Consider the following 17259-nt stretch of genomic DNA (forward strand, 5'->3'; position numbering starts at 1 on the left):
ATCGCGTGCCACCATGGGACGTTGCAAGCACCTCGGTAGGTGAGGCGTCTGCACGGATACAGGCCACTGACCCCGAACGTCGAGAGACGCCCCGGGTCAGGACAGCTCTTCCCGGACCCAAGGGTTGAGCCCAAGTGGCTTCCGGACCCCCGGATACGCCGTGCAGTGCCGAAGCTCCGACGAGAGGGGTGCGTCCGGCGGTGTTTCCGCCGGGCTTTTCCGCCTCTCCCGTACAGGTGACTGTGACGACACCCGCGTGTGTCCCGGCCGTGAGGAGGTGAGGGCGAGATGAGCGATACCAGCGATAGTCCGTATCCCAAATCCGTCTTGTCCCGATCCGGTTCCGGCGTTCCTTCTGTGGCCTGAGTCCTCTCAGACGTCCGCGCCTTAATGCGCGTGAATGCCGAAAGCCGTCGGGCTTCCCGGCAGGAGAACATCATGACCTTCGTTGTTGCACACCATGACTTCGGCTTTTCCGTGGAGCGTCGCTCGATGCGGCGTGCGGGCCGGCGGCTGGCGCACAAGGTGCGCGGCCTGCGCATCCCGACCCCGCAAGAGCGCGCCGACCGGTACGTGTCGCGGACGCCGCTTGCGGTGCTCGCACCGCCGACAGCAGGCGAGCGCCGTTGACTGACTACGCCGCGCAGCACACGACGTAGTTCGGCCCCTCTTCAGTGAACGAGAGTCCCATGGCTTCCCTCTCCACGCAGTACCGCGGTGGCCTTCGCGCCATCCTCGGTCGCGGCGCTGCGGCCGCCCCGAACGAAAACCCGGAACCCGGCCAGGCCGTGCTGGATCCGGCGCACGTCGGCGATATCGTCGGCGCGTTCGGCCGCATCCGGCGCGACGGCACCGAGCCCTCCGGGATCTTCGGTGGGCGCTTCCGGCGCCTGCGGACGCTGATGGTCATTACCGGTCCGGGCCTCATCGTGATGGTCGGCGACAATGACGCGGGCGGTGTGGCCACCTACACCCAGGCCGGCCAGAACTACGGGATGGGCCTGCTGTGGACGCTGGCCCTGATGATCCCGGTGCTCTACGTGAACCAGGAAATGGTGCTGCGGTTGGGCGCGGTCAGCCGAGTGGGCCACGCACGCTTGATCATCGAGCGTTTCGGGAAATTCTGGGGCGCCTTCAGCATCGGTGACCTGCTGATCGTCAACGCATTGACCATCGTCACCGAATTCATCGGCGTCGCACTGGCCCTCGGGTTCCTGGGCTGCCCGAAGGTCGTTGCGGTTCCGGCCGCCGCCGCGCTGTTGTTCGCCGTCGTGGCCGGGGGCTCGTTCCGTCGCTGGGAAGGGCTGATGTTCCTGCTGATCGCGGTGAACGTGCTGATCATCCCGATGGCGCTGATGGCACATCCCACTGTGAAAGCGACTGCCGCCGGGCTGGTTCCGCAGTTCCCCGGCGGCCTGAACTCCACCGTGCTGCTGTTGACCGTCGCGATCGTGGGCACCACGGTGGCGCCGTGGCAGCTGTTCTTCCAGCAGTCCAACGTCGTGGACAAGCGCATCACGGCGCGCTGGATTCCCTATGCGCGAGCCGATTTGGTCATCGGGATCGTCGTGGTCATGGCCGGCGCTTCGGTGCTGATGGCGGTGACCGCGTTCGGCTTGACCGGCACCGGCGCGGCCGGCAACTTCACCGACGCGGGTGCGGTGGCGACCGCGCTGTCCAACCACGTCGGTCACCCGATGGGGGTGATGTTCGCGATCATCTTGCTGGACGCATCGCTGATCGGGGCCAACGCCATCGGGCTGGCGACCACCTACGCCGTCGGCGACGCGCTGGGCAAGCGCCACTCGCTGCACTGGAAGATCAGCCAGGCCCCGTTGTTCTACGGCGGATACGCGTTGCTGCTCACCGTCTCGGCGGCGGTGGCGTTCAGCCCCGACCCCGTCCTGGGCCTGGTGACTCAGGGCGTGCAGGCGCTCGCCGGTGTCTTGCTGCCCTCGGCCACCGTGTTTCTCGTTCTGCTGTGCAACGACCGCGCGTTGTTGGGCCCATGGGTAAATACGGTGCGGCAGAACATCCTTGCGTGGACCATCGTCTGGTCGCTGGTGCTGTTGTCGTTGGCATTGACGGCTACCACCTTCTTCAAGGACTTGCCCACCGCCACCATCGAGGTCGGGCTCGCGGCGGGTGCGGTGATCGGCATCGTGGGCGGCGCGGTCACGATTGTCGCCGGTCGTCGGTCAAGTGATCGCCGGAAGGCGGAGATCATCTCGCAAGCGTTTGGTGGTGGCCTCGATCCCGAGGAAGTCGACGAGATCGAGAACACGGCGTCCCTCACCCGCGCCGAACGGCGTGCCGTTCTTCGACAGGACCGGGCGAACTGGCAGACCCCGAACCTGGCCAGCCTGGACCGGCCGGTCATGTCGCCGGTCCGCCGGGCCGGACTGCTGGCGTTGCGCGGTTACCTGGTGTTGGCCGTCGTGTTCGTGGTGATCAAGATCGTCGAGGTCGCGGTGGCCGCACCGGCCGGCTCATTCTGAATTGTTGGGCAGCAGAACGATTTTGCCGCGCGTGTGTCGCTTCTCGAGTTCTTCGAACGCGTCGGCGACCCGGTCCAGCGGGTAGGTCGCGGCGATCTCGAAGTCAATGGCGCCGCTGACGATCAGGTCGGTCATTTCGTTCAGCACTTCCCGGGTGGACGCGTCCACACTGCCCTCGGTCTTGGCGCCGACCTCGCCGGCCTTCTGAAACGAGATGATGGTGTCGATGCGCTGCGGCTGCACGCCGAGGTCGACGGCGAGCTGGACGTAGTCGGGGCCGAACAAGTCGATGAACGCATCGATTCCGTCGGGCGCCGCCTCCCGCAGCCGATCGGCCAACCCGTCTCCGTAGGCGATCGGGATGACATTGTGGGCGCGCAGCCAGTCGGCGTTGCCCGGGCCCGCGATGCCAAGCACACGTGACTTGCGCAGAACCAACAGCTGCACGACGAGGCTGCCGACTCCGCCGGCGGCCGCCGAAACGGCCACGGTCTCACCGGGTTGCGGCGCGACCGCCCGCACGGCGGCATAGGCCGTCGCGCCGACCACGTACAGCGCACCGGCTACTTCCCAACGCAATTGGGGAGGCTTGCGGATCAGTTGGTCCACCGGCACGGCGGTGTGGGTGGCATGGCTGGATCGGCGAAAGCTGAACCCCAAGACCTCGTCGCCGACCGAGAACTCGGTGACGTCGGCACCCACCGCGGTCACCACACCGGCAAGGTCGCTGCCCTCACCGGACGGAAAGGTGGCCGGAAACATCTCATGCATCGCACCGACGCGGATGCCGGCCTCACCGGGGTTGATCCCTGCCGCGCGGACCTCGACCACGACCTCGCCCGGCCCCGGCGACGGCATCTCGATGTCCGCCACATACAACACCTCACGGCCCCCGTAACGGTCGAACCGCACGGCACGCGCTTGAGAAAGACGGGCAGCCGTCATCTCCTGCTCCTTGCCCTCGTCGAACCTAGCCCTCCCGGCGCCAGCATAGGCCGCCAAATGACGCCTTGTTCGGGACCGCATTTCGCAGTAGCCTCAAGCGCCGCGGGGGTCGGAAGGAGTGCCATGAAGCTCGCCCGGATCCCCGTCTGCTGCATTGCGGCCGCCCTCGCGGTCGGCGCCACCGGTAGCGCCTGCAGCACCGGAAACAAAACCGCGGCACCGTCGTCCACGTCGTCGAGGGCGACCTCGGCCACCGCGGCGCCCTCATCGACCGCCTCGGGAACAACGACGTCGGCCCAACCCACCGATTACACCTCGCTGTTGATCAAGCCCACCGACATCGGCGGAGACCTGAGCGCCCCCCAACCGCCCGTGGTCAATCCCAACGGCGCGACCGGTGTGGCGCAGCTGTTCGCCAACCCCGACAACAGCCGCCGCATCGGCGACACCATCCTGATCGTCGCCGATCCCGCGGCGGCGGCGGCCGGACTCGACAACACCAAAACGAATTACGCGGGCAAGGTCAGCGGCGATTGGCAGCCCGTCGACGTCGGCTCCAACGGCGCAATGATCTCGGGCGCCTCACCGGACAATTCTCAGGCCGTCACGGTGCTGTTGTTCACCGAGGGCAAGGCGCTGGTGAACCTGGAGTTCGACAGCGCGCCCGGCGACCCGATCGACGCGGACATCGCCAAAGAAATCGCCGGCAAGCAGGATGCCGCGATCAAGAAGGGGCTCGCCAGCTAGGCCCATCTGCGTTGGGCCGCAGTGCTTTTCGTCAGGCGACGACTTCGATGGGGTCGCCGACGCTCACGTTGTTGAAGTACCACGCGGCGTTGTCCGGGCTCAGGTTGATGCAGCCGTGGCTGACGTTGGCGTAGCCCTGCGAGTCCACCGACCATGGGGCGGAGTGCACGTAGACGCCGCTCCAGGTGACCCGGACCGCGTACTGCGCGGTGATCTTGTAGCCCTCCGGTGAACTCAGCGGGATGCCGATGGTCCGCGAGTCCATCACGACGGACCGTTCCTTCTCCAAGGCGGTGAAGTTGCCGATCGGCGTCGGGCGTGAGGGCTTGCCCATGGACGCCGGCATGGTGCGCAGGACCTCGCCGTTCCGGCTGACCGTGAAGGTATGCGCGGACAGGCTGGCGACGCCGAGCAGTGCATCACCGGTGTCGAAGCCCGTCGTCAGCGCCTGCACACCCACCGACACGTGGGTGTGGGCGGGCCAGTAGTGGGCAGGAACCCACTGCACGACGTTGTTCTCAACCCACTCGAAGTGTCCGGTTGTGTTGCTGGGCGAGCTGACGTGGATGGACCGCTCGACGGCGCCGCGATCGGTGACCGGCGCGGTGAACGTCACCACGACGGGGTGCGCGACACCCACCACCGCGCCGTCACTCGGCAAAACGGAGGCGATGGCGGGAACCGGCTGCGGCAACGGGACCGCAGCCTGGCTGAGTTGGCTGAGGCTGAGCGAACCCGCCACCGTCATCACGGCCATTACGCCGATGACGACTAGATAACGAGCAGCGCGGCGCATAGCGTTAACCCTTCGAGACGGCGCGATCACACCACCGTATTGTAATTGCGGTCCACCCATGACGGTTTTCAGCAAACTATGACACGGTCACCGACCAGCTCGGTAACAGGCTGGTCACCGTTCGATTTCGGAAGGGGTGCCGATCCGCGTTTTCCCGCCCCGCAATGACGCAGCTCGGGATTCGCTGGGCATCAGTCCATCTCGCGCCGTGCGGGGCTGGTGCGTCCGGCAGGCGAGACGCGGGTGGCTGTTTCCGGGGTCTGCGACACTGGTTTGTGCTCTTCCGCCAGCTGGAATATTTCGTCGCGGTCGCCCAGGAGCGGCACTTCGCGCGCGCGGCCGAGAAGTGCTACGTCTCGCAGCCCGCGCTGTCGGCCGCGATCGCCAAGCTGGAGCGGGAGCTCAACGTCACGCTGATCAACCGCGGACACAGCTTCGAGGGCCTCACGCCGGAGGGCGAGCGCTTGGTCGTGTGGGCCAAGCGGATTCTGGCCGAACACGATGCGTTCAAGGCCGAGGTGGATGCGGTGCGGTCCGGCGTCACCGGCACCCTTCGGCTCGGCACCGTTCCCACCGCCTCGACCACCGCGTCGCTGGTGCTGTCCGCGTTCTGCTCGGCGCACCCGTTGGTCAAGGTGCAGATCCGTTCCCGGCTCGCGGCCACCGAACTGTACCGGCGGATGGCCGACTTCGAACTCGACGCGGTGATCGTGCACGTCGCCCCCGACGGGGCGGACGAGGTCGACCTGGTCCCGCTGTATGACGAGCACTACGTGCTGCTGGCGCCGGCGGATATGCTGCCCGCCGGCGCATCCAGCCTGGCCTGGCCGGACGCCGCGCAGCTGCCGCTGGCGCTGCTCACCCCCGGTATGCGCGATCGCCAGATGATCGATCGGGCGTTCGCCGACCACTCCATAGCGGTGACACCCCAGGTCGAAACCGACTCGGTCGCATCGCTATTCGCGCAAGCCGCAACCGGTGATTGGGCGTGCATCGTTCCGCACACCTGGCTGTGGACCAATCCGATGGGCGGGGATCTCCGAGCGGTCGAGCTGTCCGACCCGAAGCTGACCGCCCAGGTTGCGTTGGCCACTAACTCCGCAGGGCCGGGATCCCCGGTGGCGCGCGCGCTGACCGCGAGCGCGAAAGGGCTGGCGCTGCACGAGTTTTTCGACGACCAGCTCGCGGAAATCACCCGACGGCGCTGACCGGGTTGCGGCTGGCCAGGTGGCCGCTTTCCACGCCGGCGGCCGGATCCAGTTCGCAGTCGACGATCGACGGTCCCTTCGACGCGATCGCCGCGGTCAGCGCGGCGTGTAGCTCGGAGGGCGTAGCGACGTGATACCCCTTGCCGCCGAACGCTTCCGCGATCAATTCGTGACGAGCGCGGGCATTGAGCACGGTGGGCGCGGGGTCACCGGCCGTCGTGGCCTCGTCACCGCGGTACACGCCGCCGTTGTTGAGGATGACAACGGTGATTGGCAGCCGGTAGCGGCAGATGGTCTCGATTTCCATGCCGCTGAAGCCAAATGCGCTGTCGCCCTCGATCGCGACCACCGGCATGCCGGTCTCGACGGCCGCGGCGATGGCGTAGCCCATGCCGATACCCATGACGCCCCAGGTTCCGGTGTCGAGCCGGTGCCGCGGCACTTCCATATCGATGACATTGCGCGCCAGGTCCAGGGCATTGGCTCCCTCGTTGACGACATAGACATCTGGATTCGACTGCAGGACACCGCGAATGGCGGCCAACGCGTTGTAGAACCGCATCGGGTGTGGATCATCGGCCAGCTGCCGGCGCATCTTGGCCTCGTTGGTGGCCTTGCGCTCGGCCAGTTCCTCCGCCCACTTTTCGGGGACGGCCAGCGGATGCGCCGACACGGCGTCGAGTAGCGCGGACATCACCGAGCCGATGTCACCGGCCAGCGGGGCCGCGATCGGCCGGTTGCTGTCGAATTCCGCTGCGGCGATGTCGACTTGGATGAACTTCACCCCTTCGGTCGTTGAGGCCGACCATTGCGGTGATTCCCCGTGGCCGAGCAGCCAGTTCAGCCGGGCGCCGACCAGCAGGACCGCGTCCGCGCGCGCGATCGCCAGCGAACGCGCGGCCGCCACCGACTGGGGGTGCGAGTCCGGCAGCAGCCCCTTGGCCATCGACATCGGCAGGAACGGAATCCCGGTGCGCTCCACAAACTCTCGAATCACGTTGTCGGCCTGCGCGTACGCCGCGCCCTTGCCGAGCACGATCAGCGGTCGCTCAGCGTGGCCCAGCACACCGAGCGCGCGATCGACGGCCTCGGTTGCGGGCAGCTGCCTCGGGGCCGGGTCGACGACGCGCCAGATCGTGTCCGCGGCGGCCGCGGCGTCGATGGACTGCCCCAGCACGTCGCCGGGGATGTCGAGATACACACCGCCCGGTCGGCCGGCGGCCGCGGTGCGGATCGCGCGCGCGACGCCGCGCCCGATGTCCTCCACCCGGCCGATCCGGTACGCCGCCTTCGCGAAAGGCCTTGCGGCGTTGAGCTGGTCGAGGTCTTGGTAGTCGCCCCGCTGCAAGTCCACGATCGCCCGATTGCTCGATCCGGAGATCTGGATCATCGGAAAGCAGTTGGTGGTGGCGTTGGCCAACGCGGGCAGGCCGTTGAGAAAGCCGGGGCCGGAGGTCGTCAGGCAGACGCCCGGCCGCTTGGTCAGGTAGCCGGCGGCGGCGGCCGCGTTGCCGGCGGAGGCCTCCTGCCGGAAGCCTATGTAGCGGATCCCGGACGCCTGCGCGACGCGAGCGAGGTCGGTGATCGGGATGCCGACGATCCCGTAGATGGTGTCGACGTCGTTGGCCTTGAGGGCGTCCACCACGAGATGGAAGCCATCGGTCGAACGGGTCGTGGTCATGTCGCGACTCCTTTGCGTGTCTGCTCAGTAATCACTGTGGTCCGCGTGACCCGTCAGTGTCCAAGACCGGCCGGCTATCCGGCGATTCACGGCGTCTATCAACTCATCGGGGATCGATATTGGACGCGGCACGGGGTCGCCCGGCATGGTCAAAGCATGAGCACCGAATCCTCCAGCCCCCGCATCGCCGATCTGGTCGAGGCCGCCGCGACCGGGCGGCCGGCCGCGCCGGCCCTCCTCGTCACGGCCGATCACGTTCGGCTCGGCTACGGCGATTTAGTCCGCCTCGTCGACGACCTCGCCGGCCAGCTGACGCGAGGCGGCCTGCGGGCGGGCGATCGCGTGGCGTTGCGCGCGGCCAGCAACGCCGAGTTCGTTGTCGGCCTGTTGGCGGCGTCTCGGGCGGACCTGATCGTGGTTCCGTTGGACCCGGCCCTGCCGGCGGGCGATCAGTGCGCCCGCAGCCAAGCGGCCGGCGCGCGGGTGATGCTCGTCGACGGCGATGGCGACGCGGAGGGATCGCCGGTGCCGCACTGGCCGATCGCGGTGTCCGTCGGCGAGCAGCCGTCGGTGCGGCTGGGCCCGGCCACGCCAGCCCACCCGGCGGACTCCGCTCCCGAAGGGCTGCGGGAGGACGACGCGATGATCATGTTCACCGGCGGGACAACGGGTTTGCCGAAAATGGTGCCCTGGACGCGGGCCAACATCGCCGCCTCGGTGCGGGCGATCATCGCCGAGTATGGGCTCGGGCCGCACGACGCGACCGTCGCGGTGATGCCGCTCTACCACGGGCACGGGCTGATCGCCGCGTTGCTGTCGACCCTGGCGTCCGGGGGTGCGGTGTTGCTGCCCGCCCGCGGCCGGTTCTCGGCGCACACGTTCTGGGACGACATCGACGCCGTCGGCGCCACCTGGTACACGGCGGTGCCGACGATCCACCAGATCCTGTTGGAGCGCAACAAGACCGACGCGGCGCAACGGCGCCCGGCCGCGCTGCGGTTCATCCGCAGTTGCTCCGCGCCGCTCACCCCCGAGACCGCGCAAGCGTTGCACGAGGTGTTCTCCGCGCCCGTGGTGTGCGCCTTCGGCATGACCGAAGCCACCCACCAGGTCAGCACCACCAGCATCGACAGCGACGAAAACCCCGCCGCGACAGCAGGTTTGGTGGGCCGGTCGACGGGGCCCGAGATCCGCATCGTCGGCGCCGACGGACAGCCGCTGCCCCAGGGCGGCGTCGGCGAGGTCTGGCTGCACGGGCCCACGGTGGTGCGTGGCTACCTCGGCGACCCCGCGATCACCGCGGCCAACTTCACCGAGGGATGGTTGCGCACCGGTGATCTGGGATCGCTGTCCGCGGCGGGCGACCTGATCATCCGCGGCAGGATCAAGGAACTCATCAACCGGGGCGGCGAAAAGATCTCACCCGAGCGGGTGGAAGGCGTGCTGGCCAGCCATCCCGACGTGCTGGAGGCCGCCGTGTTCGGTGTGCCGGACAAGCTCTACGGGGAGGCCGTGGCCGCGGTGATCGTGCCGCGTGGATCCGCGGCGCCGGCGCAGCTCGCCGAGTTCTGCCGGGAGCGACTGGCGTCCTTCGAGGTGCCGGCCAGCTTCCGCGAGGCGAGCGCCCTGCCGCACACCGCGAAAGGCTCGCTGGACCGCCGCGCGGTTGCCGAACAGTTCGGCGGCGCGTGATCCGGGAACTAACCACGCACACGCTCTACGGGGAGGCGACGGTTCCCCACGCCGCGCGCGCACCCGACTCGCCGACGCGGTAGGTCTGCACCAGCGTGGCCACGGCGGCGGCGACGACCAGCACCCCGACCACCGCGTGCAGGCCGGCTCGCACCGTCCGTCCGCGGGCCTGGCGAACGTGGACGACGGTCAACACAACGACGGTCGCCGTCAGCGCGGCCACCATGTAGATCAGGGTGTCGCCCAGTTCGGCGTGCGCCCGCACCGGGGGCGACGCGCCGACCTTCCCCATCAGCCACCCACCCGAGTCGGTGGTCAACGGGGTCAGGATCAGCGTGCCCACCGACAGCACCAGCACCAGCCAGATCAGCCGGCGCCGCGCCGCGGGCCACAGCGCGCAAAGGATCGCCAGGATCGCGGTCAGTGGCCCCAGGACGACGACGAAATGGTTCAGCAGGATATGGGCGGGCAGCCCGTTGACCGTAGAAATCGAAGGCACAACGCAGGACTCTAGGTGACGTCGGCTTTCACTTTGGCGGCCGCGGATTCCGGCATCGGTTCATAGCGGACGAACGACCGGGTGAACGATGCCGCCCCGTGCGCCAGCGAGCGCAGGTCGATGGCGTAGCGCGTCAATTCCACCTGCGGGACTTCGGCTTTCACGACCGTACGCTCGTGGCCCGCGGTGTCGGTGCCCAGCACCCGGCCCCGACGGCTGGACAGGTCGCCCATTACCGCGCCGACGAAATCGTCGGGTACCAACACCGAGATCTCGTCGATCGGCTCGAGCAACGTCACCTTGGTCGCGGCCGCCGCCTCCCGCAACGCCAGCCCGCCGGCCATCTGGAAGGCGAAGTCCGAAGAGTCGACGCTGTGCGCCTTGCCGTCGAACAGCGTGACCCGGATGTCGACGACCGGGTACCCCGCGAGGACCCCCTTCTCCATCTGCGCACGGACCCCCTTCTCCACGCTCGGGATGAAGTTCCGCGGTACCGCGCCGCCCACCACCTTGTCGACGAACTCGAACCCCGAGCCCTCGGGTAGCGGCTCCACCTCGATGTCACACACCGCGTACTGCCCGTGCCCGCCGGACTGCTTGATGTGGCGGCCGTGGCCTTTCGCCTTGCCGCTGATGGTTTCTCGCAGCGGCACCCGCAATTCGATCGTGTCCACGGTGACGCCGTACCGACTGGCCAGCGCGTCGAGGACGACGCCGGCGTGGGCCTCGCCCATGCACCACAGCACGATCTGGTGTGTTTCCTGGTTCTGCTCGATGCGCAACGTCGGGTCCTCGGCGGCCAACCGGCCCAGGCCGACCGACAGCTTGTCTTCATCGGCCTTGGCGTGCGCCGCAATGGCGATGGGCAACAGCGGCTCCGGCATGGTCCAGGGCCTGAGCACCAGCGGATGAGCCTTGTCCGACAGCGTGTCGCCGGTTTCGGCGCGACCCAGCTTGCCGATCGCGCAGATGTCGCCCGCCACCACGGCCGACGCCGGCCGCTGCTGTTTGCCCAGCGGAAACGACAGCACGCCGATCCGTTCGTCTTCGTCGTGGTCGGGGTGCGCGCTCAGGCTGCCGTCGCCGTCGGTTCCCCCGAAGAAGGACGAAAAATGGCCCGACACGTGAACCGTCGCGTCGGGCTTGATGGTCCCGGAGAACACCCGGACCAGGCTGACCCTGCCGACGTAGGGGTCCGACGTCGTCTTGACCACCTCGGCCAGCAGCGGTCCGCCCGCGTCGCAGGCCAGCGTGGCGTGGGCGGCGCCCTGCGGGGTGAAGACCTCGGGTAGCGGGTGTTCCAGCGGGGACGGGAAGCCGCGGGTCGCGATCTCCAGCAGCTCGAGCGTGCCGACACCGGTACCGCTGCACACCGGGATCACCGGGAAGAAGGAGCCCCGCGCGACGGCGCGCTCCAAGTCCTCGACCAGCACCGACTCGTCGATCTTTTCGCCGCCCAGGTAACGCTCCATCAGGGATTCGTCCTCGGACTCCTCGATGATGCCCTCGATCAGGGTGCCCCGGGCCTCCTCGATGCGGTCCGCGTCCGACGGGTCCGGCGGCTGGGTGGTGCGCTTACCGCCGTCGTACTTGTAGTAAGTCTGTGAGAGCAATCCGATCAGGCCCGTGCACGACGGCATGCCGGTCGGCAGGTAGAGCGGTAAAACCTTGTCGCCGAACGCGTTTTGCGCCGCGGCTAACGCCTCTTGGTAGTTCGCCCTGGCGTGGTCGAGCTTGGTGATCACCACCGCGCGGGGCATGCCGACCTGGCTGCATTCCTGCCACAGCGACTTGGTCGGCTCGTCGACGCCCTCGTTCGCCGCGATGACGAACAGCGCGCAATCGGCGGCCCGCAACCCGGCCCGCAACTCGCCCACGAAATCGGCGTATCCGGGCGTGTCGATGAGGTTGACCTTGATCCCGTCGTGCGACAGGGAGGCCACGGCAACCCCGACCGACCGCTGTTGGCGGATCTCCGCCTCCTCGAAGTCGCAGACCGTGGTGCCCTCCACCACCGAGCCCTGCCGGTTGAGCACCCCGCCCGCGACCAACAGCGCCTCGACGAGGGTGGTCTTGCCGCCGCCCGACGGCCCGACCAAGACCACATTGCGAACGGCGCTCGGACCGTCCGCGGTGGGTGCGGCTGCCGCGCCCTGGGAACCATTCGCTCTGTCGGCCATGACATACCTCCGGTGTTCGCTCGGCGGGTGGGTGCTGATGTGTTCTAGGCCACACCCGTAAGCAACTTTTCTCCCAACTGGGGCCCAACACAAGGGTCGCGGAGCGTCGGGATCAGGCGTGCCAGCTCGACCAGCGCCGCACGGCGACCGCGATCACCGGACCGTCCAACGGAACCGATTGGTACTGGGGATATTTGGCGCGCAGCAGCCGGTATCCCGCCTGCATCTGCTCGCCGTCGTGATGAATCGTGGCGACACCGTCGGCCCGCACCCACCACAGCTGCGTCCAGTCGTCGCTGTAGTGGTCAACCAACAGGCTGGCCTGCGGATTGTTCTCGATGTTGGCCAGGCGGCGCAGCTTCTGCGTCGTCTTTGGCTTCGCGTCGACGGCCGTGTACGCAATATCGGCGTCGACCGCGAACACCACCGGCACCAAATGCGGCACGCCGTCGGGCGTCACCGTGGCCAGCCGCGCCACCGGGGACCGGCCAAAGCTGGCCCGCGGGTCGAATTCGCCCACCCGGTCAGCTTAGAAGCCACCTTGAGAGCGGCACGTTAGGTTGGTGAGCAGCGTGGTTTACGGTGATGCTGATCCCCCACCCCGACGCAGGAGGAAACGCGATGAGCAAATGGCACCACCGCTCGCCCTGGTGGTCATGGTTGGTCAGCGTGCTGGCCGTGGTCGGGTTGGGACTGGCCTTGGGACTGCCCACCGCGCCGGCGTCTGCCGCACCTGCCCTGAACGGGTTCAGCGAGCGGCCCGCGCCCAAGCTCGACCCCGCCGCGATGGTTGCGCCGCAGGTCGTCAACATCAACACCAGGTTCGGATTCAACAACGCGGTGGGCGCCGGAACCGGCATGATCATCGATCCGGCCGGGGTGGTGCTGACGAACAACCACGTGATTTCGGGCGCCACCGACATCAGCGTGTTCTCCAACGCGAACGGCCAGACCTACGCCGTCGACGTGATCGGTTACGACCGGGTGCAGGACGTCGCGGTGCTGCAGCTGCGCGGCGGGGGCGGCCTGCCCGCCGCCGCGATCGGTGGCGGGGCCACGGTCGGAGAGCCGATCGTCGCGCTGGGCAACACCGGCGGGCAGGGCGGCATGCCCAGCGTGCTGCCTGGCAAGGTGGTCGCCGTCAATCAAAGCGTGCACGCGTCGGACTCGCTGACCGGCGCCGAGGAATCGCTGAACGGGTTGATCCAGGTCGACGCGCCGATCAAGCCCGGCGACTCGGGCGGCCCGATCGTCAATAGCGCCGGACAGGTGATCGGGATGACCACCGCCGCGACCGACAACTTCAAGATGTCGGGCGGGGCGGGCTTCGCCATCCCGATCGGACACGCGATGGGCGTGGCCGCGGCGATCCGGGGCGGGGGCGGCGGCGGCACCGTGCACGTCGGCCCGACGGCCTTCTTGGGTCTGGGCGTGGTGGACAACAACGGCAATGGTGCGCGGGTCGAACGCGTGGTCGGAACCGGACCGGCGTCGGAGGCCGGGCTCTCGCCCGGCGACGTCATCACCCGGGTCGACAACACCGCGATCACCTCGGCGACCGCGATGGCGGATGTGCTCGTCCCGCATCACCCCGGCGACAACATCGCGGTCACGTACCGCAGCGCGTCGGGCAATGTCCGCACGGTGAATATCACGTTGGCCGACGGGCCGCCGGCCTGACAGCTACCTAATATCGCCCAATATCGGGACGGCGTCGGCAATTTCGCTTCCGCCGGAGCCGATTTGCCGATCGTCGGCGAGCGTGATTCCAGGTGTCCCGCCTCGGGTACCCGTGGCATCGTGGTCTTGATGAACGACGGAAAAAACGCTGTCGAACACCATCCCGATCCGGCCGGGGGCAGTCACGTCGAAGGAGGTGTGGTCGAGCACCCGGATGCCGAGGATTTCGACAACGCCGCCGCGCTGCCCGCCGACCCGACCTGGTTCAAACACGCGGTGTTCTACGAGGTGCTGGTCCGCGCGTTCAGCGACGCCAACGCGGACGGTTCGGGCGACCTGCGCGGCCTGCTCGATCGCCTGGACTACCTGCAGTGGCTTGGGATCGACTGCATTTGGCTGCCCCCGTTCTACGATTCGCCGCTGCGCGACGGCGGTTACGACATCCGGGACTTCTACAAGGTGCTGCCCGAATTCGGCACGGTCGACGATTTCGTCAAGCTGCTGGACGCCGCGCACCGGCGGGGGATCCGCGTCATCACCGACCTGGTGATGAACCACACGTCGGATTCCCACCCGTGGTTCCAGGAGTCGCGCCACGACCCCGACGGCCCCTACGGCGACTACTACGTGTGGAGCGACACCAGCGACAAGTACACCGACGCCCGCATCATCTTCATCGACACCGAGGAGTCGAACTGGACGTTCGACCCGGTGCGCAAGCAGTTCTACTGGCACCGGTTCTTCTCCCACCAGCCGGACCTGAACTACGACAACCCGGCCGTGCAAGAGGCGATGATCGACGTCCTGCGGTTCTGGCTCGACCTCGGCATCGACGGGTTCCGGCTGGACGCGGTGCCGTATTTGTTCGAACGCGAGGGCACCAACTGCGAAAACCTGCCCGAGACGCACGCGTTCCTCAAGCGCGTCCGCAAAGTCGTCGACGACGAGTACCCGGGCCGGGTGCTGCTGGCCGAGGCCAATCAGTGGCCCGCCGATGTCGTCGAATACTTCGGCGACGCCAGCACCGGCGGCGACGAATGCCACATGGCTTTCCACTTTCCGCTGATGCCGCGCATCTTCATGGCGGTCCGGCGCGAATCGCGGTTTCCGATCTCGGAGATCATGGCGCAGACGCCCGACATCCCGGACCTGGCCCAGTGGGGGATCTTTCTGCGCAACCACGACGAGTTGACGCTGGAAATGGTCACCGACGAGGAACGCGACTACATGTACGCCGAGTACGCCAAGGATCCGCGGATGAAGGCCAACGTCGGGATCCGTCGCCGACTGGCGCCACTGCTGGACAACGACTTCAACCAGATGCGGTTGTTCAACGCGCTGCTGCTGTCGCTGCCCGGCTCTCCGGTCCTGTATTACGGCGACGAGATCGGGATGGGCGACGTGATCTGGCTCGGCGACCGCGACGGGGTCCGCACGCCGATGCAGTGGACGCCCGACCGCAACGCCGGATTCTCCACCGCCAACCCGGGCCGGCTGTACCTGCCGCCCAGCCAGGACCCCGTCTATGGCTATCAGGCCGTCAACGTCGAAGCGCAACGCGACACCTCGACCTCGCTGCTCAACTGGACCCGCACCATGCTTGCGGTGCGCCGCCGGCACGAGGCCTTCGCGGTCGGCACCTTCGAAGAGCTGGGCGGGTCGAACCCGTCGGTGCTGGCGTTTGTGCGCCAGGCGGCCGACAGTGCCGGCTCCGGTGGCTCCAGCGGCTCCGGGGGTGACGTCATGGGTGACACTGTGCTGTGCATCAACAACCTGTCGCGGTTCCCGCAGCCCATCGAGCTGAACCTGCAGCATTGGAACGGCAGCACGCCGGTCGAGCTGACCGGACAGGTTGAGTTCCCACGCATCGGACACCTGCCCTATCTGCTGACGCTGCCCGGGCACGGGTTCTACTGGTTTCAGCTGATCCCATCCGAGGAGAACAACGCATGACTTCCCCGGCCGAGCACCCAGCCAAGCTGCCCTGGTCTGAGTGGCTGCCGCAACAACGTTGGTACGCGGGGCGCAACCGCGAACTGTCCGCCGCCGAGCCGGCCGTCGTGGTCCCGCTGCGCGACGACCTCGACCTGGTGCTCGTCGACGCCGAGTACACCGACGGCTCGGCGGAGCGCTACCAGGTGATCGTCGGCTGGGATTCCGCGCCGGTCTCGGAGTACAGCACCGTGGCCACCATCGGCGCCGCCGGCGACCACACCGGCTTCGACGCGCTGTATGCCCCGGACGCGCCGCAGTTTCTGCTGTCGTTGATGGACACTTCGGCCGTGCGGACGGGGTCAGAGGTCTCGGATATCGAAGTGGTGTTCGGCAAGGAGCCCGATGTCGAACTGCCCCTGGAATCCGAGCCGCATGTTTCTGACGCCGAGCAGTCCAACACCAGCGTGATCTTCGATCGGCGCGCCATCTTCAAGGTGTTCCGCCGGGTCAGCGAGGGCATCAATCCCGACATCGAACTGAACCGGGTGCTCGCGCGGGCCGGCAACCCGCACGTGGCCCGGCTATTCGGCACCTACGAGATAGCGGCCGCCGACGCCGACAAGGTCTGCCCGCTGGGCATGGTGACCGAGTTTGCGGCCAATGCCGCCGAAGGCTGGGCGATGGCCACCGCCAGCCTCCGCGACCTGTTCGCCGAGGGCGACCTGTATGCGCACGAGGTCGGCGGCGACTTCGCCGGCGAGTCCTACCGGCTCGGCGAAGCCGTCGCGTCCGTGCACGCCACCCTGGCCGAGTGCCTGGGAACGGCGCAAACAACGTTTCCGGTGGACAACGTGCTGGCACGGCTGTCGTCGACCGCGGCGATCGTTCCTGAACTGGGCGAGTACGTGCCGACGGTCGAGGAGCGCTTTCAGAAGCTGGCCAACGAGACGATCACCGTTCAACGGGTGCATGGCGATCTGCATCTGGGCCAGGTGCTACGCACCCCGGAGAGCTGGCTGCTGATCGACTTCGAAGGTGAGCCGGGCCAGCCGCTGGTCGAGCGGCGCGCGCCGGATTCGCCGCTGCGCGACGTGGCCGGCGTCCTGCGCTCCTTCGAGTACGCCGCCTACGGGCCTTTGGTCGATAAGGGGCTGGACCAGGCGCCCGACAAGCAGCGCGCGGCGCGCGCCCGGGAATGGGTGGAACGCAACCGCACCGCCTTCTGCGACGGGTATGCGGCCGCGTCGGGGGTTGACCCCCGCGATTCGGCCTTGCTGCTGGCCGCGTACGAACTCGACAAGGCCGTGTACGAGACCGGTTATGAGGCCCGGCACCGGCCCGGCTGGCTGCCGATCCCGCTGCGGTCCATCGCGCGGCTCACCGCCGTTTAGCGGGCGC

General features: G+C 67.9%; 14 protein-coding genes and 1 riboswitch. Of the genes, 8 read left to right on the forward strand and 6 right to left on the reverse strand.

Going from position 1 to position 17259, the window contains the following annotated elements:
- The first annotated feature begins 24 nt into the window (after nucleotides 1-24).
- Nucleotides 25-195, forward strand: a riboswitch (M-box (ykoK) riboswitch).
- Between the two features lie 243 nt (nucleotides 196-438).
- Both G6N66_RS27955 and G6N66_RS27960 read left to right on the forward strand, forming a co-directional pair.
- The gene (locus G6N66_RS27955) at nucleotides 439-630 is read left to right on the forward strand and encodes a hypothetical protein (protein ID WP_139825106.1); all 192 of its coding nucleotides are present in this window, start codon (nucleotides 439-441) and stop codon (nucleotides 628-630) included.
- A gap of 59 nt (nucleotides 631-689) precedes the next feature.
- The gene (locus G6N66_RS27960; RefSeq protein ID WP_085231881.1) at nucleotides 690-2498 is read left to right on the forward strand and encodes an NRAMP family divalent metal transporter; all 1809 of its coding nucleotides are present in this window, start codon (nucleotides 690-692) and stop codon (nucleotides 2496-2498) included.
- Here the strand turns inward: G6N66_RS27960 and G6N66_RS27965 are convergent.
- Nucleotides 2490-3443: an NADP-dependent oxidoreductase gene (locus tag G6N66_RS27965; protein WP_085231882.1), complete on the reverse strand. Its 954-nt coding sequence runs from the start codon at nucleotides 3441-3443 to the stop codon at nucleotides 2490-2492. The genes G6N66_RS27960 and G6N66_RS27965 overlap by 9 nt on opposite strands.
- A 123-nt stretch (nucleotides 3444-3566) precedes the next feature.
- On the opposite strand from G6N66_RS27965, the gene G6N66_RS27970 reads away from it, so the two are divergent.
- Nucleotides 3567-4190: a hypothetical protein gene (locus G6N66_RS27970; protein WP_085231883.1), complete on the forward strand. Its 624-nt coding sequence runs from the start codon at nucleotides 3567-3569 to the stop codon at nucleotides 4188-4190.
- A 31-nt stretch (nucleotides 4191-4221) separates the two neighbouring features.
- On the opposite strand, the gene G6N66_RS27975 is transcribed toward G6N66_RS27970, so the two are convergent.
- Nucleotides 4222-4986 (reverse strand): L,D-transpeptidase, encoded by a 765-nt coding sequence (locus G6N66_RS27975; protein ID WP_085231884.1) that lies wholly within the window; start codon nucleotides 4984-4986, stop codon nucleotides 4222-4224.
- A 275-nt stretch (nucleotides 4987-5261) separates the two neighbouring features.
- Here G6N66_RS27975 and G6N66_RS27980 point away from each other — a divergent pair, with 275 nt between their 5' ends.
- Nucleotides 5262-6194: a LysR family transcriptional regulator gene (locus tag G6N66_RS27980; protein WP_085231885.1), complete on the forward strand. Its 933-nt coding sequence runs from the start codon at nucleotides 5262-5264 to the stop codon at nucleotides 6192-6194.
- On the opposite strand, the gene oxc is transcribed toward G6N66_RS27980, so the two are convergent.
- Nucleotides 6178-7875 carry an oxalyl-CoA decarboxylase gene (gene oxc, locus G6N66_RS27985; protein ID WP_085231886.1) on the reverse strand — a complete coding sequence of 566 codons (1698 nt, stop codon included), beginning with the start codon at nucleotides 7873-7875 and terminating at the stop codon, nucleotides 6178-6180. The two genes, G6N66_RS27980 and oxc, sit on opposite strands and share 17 nt — an antisense overlap.
- 156 nt (nucleotides 7876-8031) lie before the next feature.
- On the opposite strand from oxc, the gene G6N66_RS27990 reads away from it, so the two are divergent.
- A complete protein-coding gene (locus G6N66_RS27990; RefSeq protein WP_085231887.1) occupies nucleotides 8032-9567 on the forward strand; it encodes a FadD7 family fatty acid--CoA ligase in 1536 nt (511 codons plus the stop codon).
- 25 nt (nucleotides 9568-9592) lie between these two features.
- On the opposite strand, the gene G6N66_RS27995 is transcribed toward G6N66_RS27990, so the two are convergent.
- The 3 genes from G6N66_RS27995 to G6N66_RS28005 all read right to left on the reverse strand — a co-directional run bounded on the left by G6N66_RS27995 (nucleotide 9593) and on the right by G6N66_RS28005 (nucleotide 12766).
- Nucleotides 9593-10057 (reverse strand): DUF2231 domain-containing protein, encoded by a 465-nt coding sequence (locus G6N66_RS27995; protein ID WP_085231923.1) that lies wholly within the window; start codon nucleotides 10055-10057, stop codon nucleotides 9593-9595.
- Nucleotides 10058-10077: 20 nt separating this feature from the next.
- Nucleotides 10078-12246, reverse strand: a complete 2169-nt coding sequence (locus tag G6N66_RS28000; protein ID WP_085231888.1) for an elongation factor G-like protein EF-G2 — start codon at nucleotides 12244-12246, stop codon at nucleotides 10078-10080.
- A gap of 112 nt (nucleotides 12247-12358) precedes the next feature.
- Nucleotides 12359-12766, reverse strand: a complete 408-nt coding sequence (locus G6N66_RS28005; RefSeq protein WP_085231889.1) for a TIGR03668 family PPOX class F420-dependent oxidoreductase — start codon at nucleotides 12764-12766, stop codon at nucleotides 12359-12361.
- 101 nt (nucleotides 12767-12867) lie between these two features.
- On the opposite strand from G6N66_RS28005, the gene G6N66_RS28010 reads away from it, so the two are divergent.
- The 3 genes from G6N66_RS28010 to G6N66_RS28020 all read left to right on the forward strand — a co-directional run bounded on the left by G6N66_RS28010 (nucleotide 12868) and on the right by G6N66_RS28020 (nucleotide 17252).
- Entirely contained in the window at nucleotides 12868-13926 is a 1059-nt protein-coding gene (locus G6N66_RS28010) for a S1C family serine protease (protein WP_085231924.1), read from the forward strand.
- A gap of 129 nt (nucleotides 13927-14055) precedes the next feature.
- A complete protein-coding gene (treS, locus tag G6N66_RS28015; RefSeq protein WP_085231925.1) occupies nucleotides 14056-15879 on the forward strand; it encodes a maltose alpha-D-glucosyltransferase in 1824 nt (607 codons plus the stop codon).
- A complete protein-coding gene (locus G6N66_RS28020; RefSeq protein WP_085231890.1) occupies nucleotides 15876-17252 on the forward strand; it encodes a maltokinase N-terminal cap-like domain-containing protein in 1377 nt (458 codons plus the stop codon). The genes treS and G6N66_RS28020 overlap by 4 nt, the downstream gene beginning before the upstream one ends.
- The last annotated feature ends 7 nt before the right edge of the window (nucleotides 17253-17259 follow it).

The sequence above is a fragment of the Mycobacterium conspicuum genome (assembly GCF_010730195.1).
GTDB lineage: Bacteria > Actinomycetota > Actinomycetes > Mycobacteriales > Mycobacteriaceae > Mycobacterium > Mycobacterium conspicuum.

Bases quoted from the DNA above. Each gene is read 5' to 3' on its own strand.
- G6N66_RS27955 (WP_139825106.1), top strand. From the start codon at position 439: ATGACCTTCGTTGTTGCACACCATGACTTCGGCTTTTCCGTGGAGCGT.
- G6N66_RS27960 (WP_085231881.1), top strand. From the start codon at position 690: ATGGCTTCCCTCTCCACGCAGTACCGCGGTGGCCTTCGCGCCATCCTC.
- G6N66_RS27965 (WP_085231882.1), bottom strand. From the start codon at position 3,443: ATGACGGCTGCCCGTCTTTCTCAAGCGCGTGCCGTGCGGTTCGACCGT.
- G6N66_RS27970 (WP_085231883.1), top strand. From the start codon at position 3,567: ATGAAGCTCGCCCGGATCCCCGTCTGCTGCATTGCGGCCGCCCTCGCG.
- G6N66_RS27975 (WP_085231884.1), bottom strand. From the start codon at position 4,986: ATGCGCCGCGCTGCTCGTTATCTAGTCGTCATCGGCGTAATGGCCGTG.
- oxc (WP_085231886.1), bottom strand. From the start codon at position 7,875: ATGACCACGACCCGTTCGACCGATGGCTTCCATCTCGTGGTGGACGCC.
- G6N66_RS27990 (WP_085231887.1), top strand. From the start codon at position 8,032: ATGAGCACCGAATCCTCCAGCCCCCGCATCGCCGATCTGGTCGAGGCC.
- G6N66_RS28000 (WP_085231888.1), bottom strand. From the start codon at position 12,246: ATGGCCGACAGAGCGAATGGTTCCCAGGGCGCGGCAGCCGCACCCACC.
- G6N66_RS28010 (WP_085231924.1), top strand. From the start codon at position 12,868: ATGAGCAAATGGCACCACCGCTCGCCCTGGTGGTCATGGTTGGTCAGC.
- treS (WP_085231925.1), top strand. From the start codon at position 14,056: ATGAACGACGGAAAAAACGCTGTCGAACACCATCCCGATCCGGCCGGG.
- G6N66_RS28020 (WP_085231890.1), top strand. From the start codon at position 15,876: ATGACTTCCCCGGCCGAGCACCCAGCCAAGCTGCCCTGGTCTGAGTGG.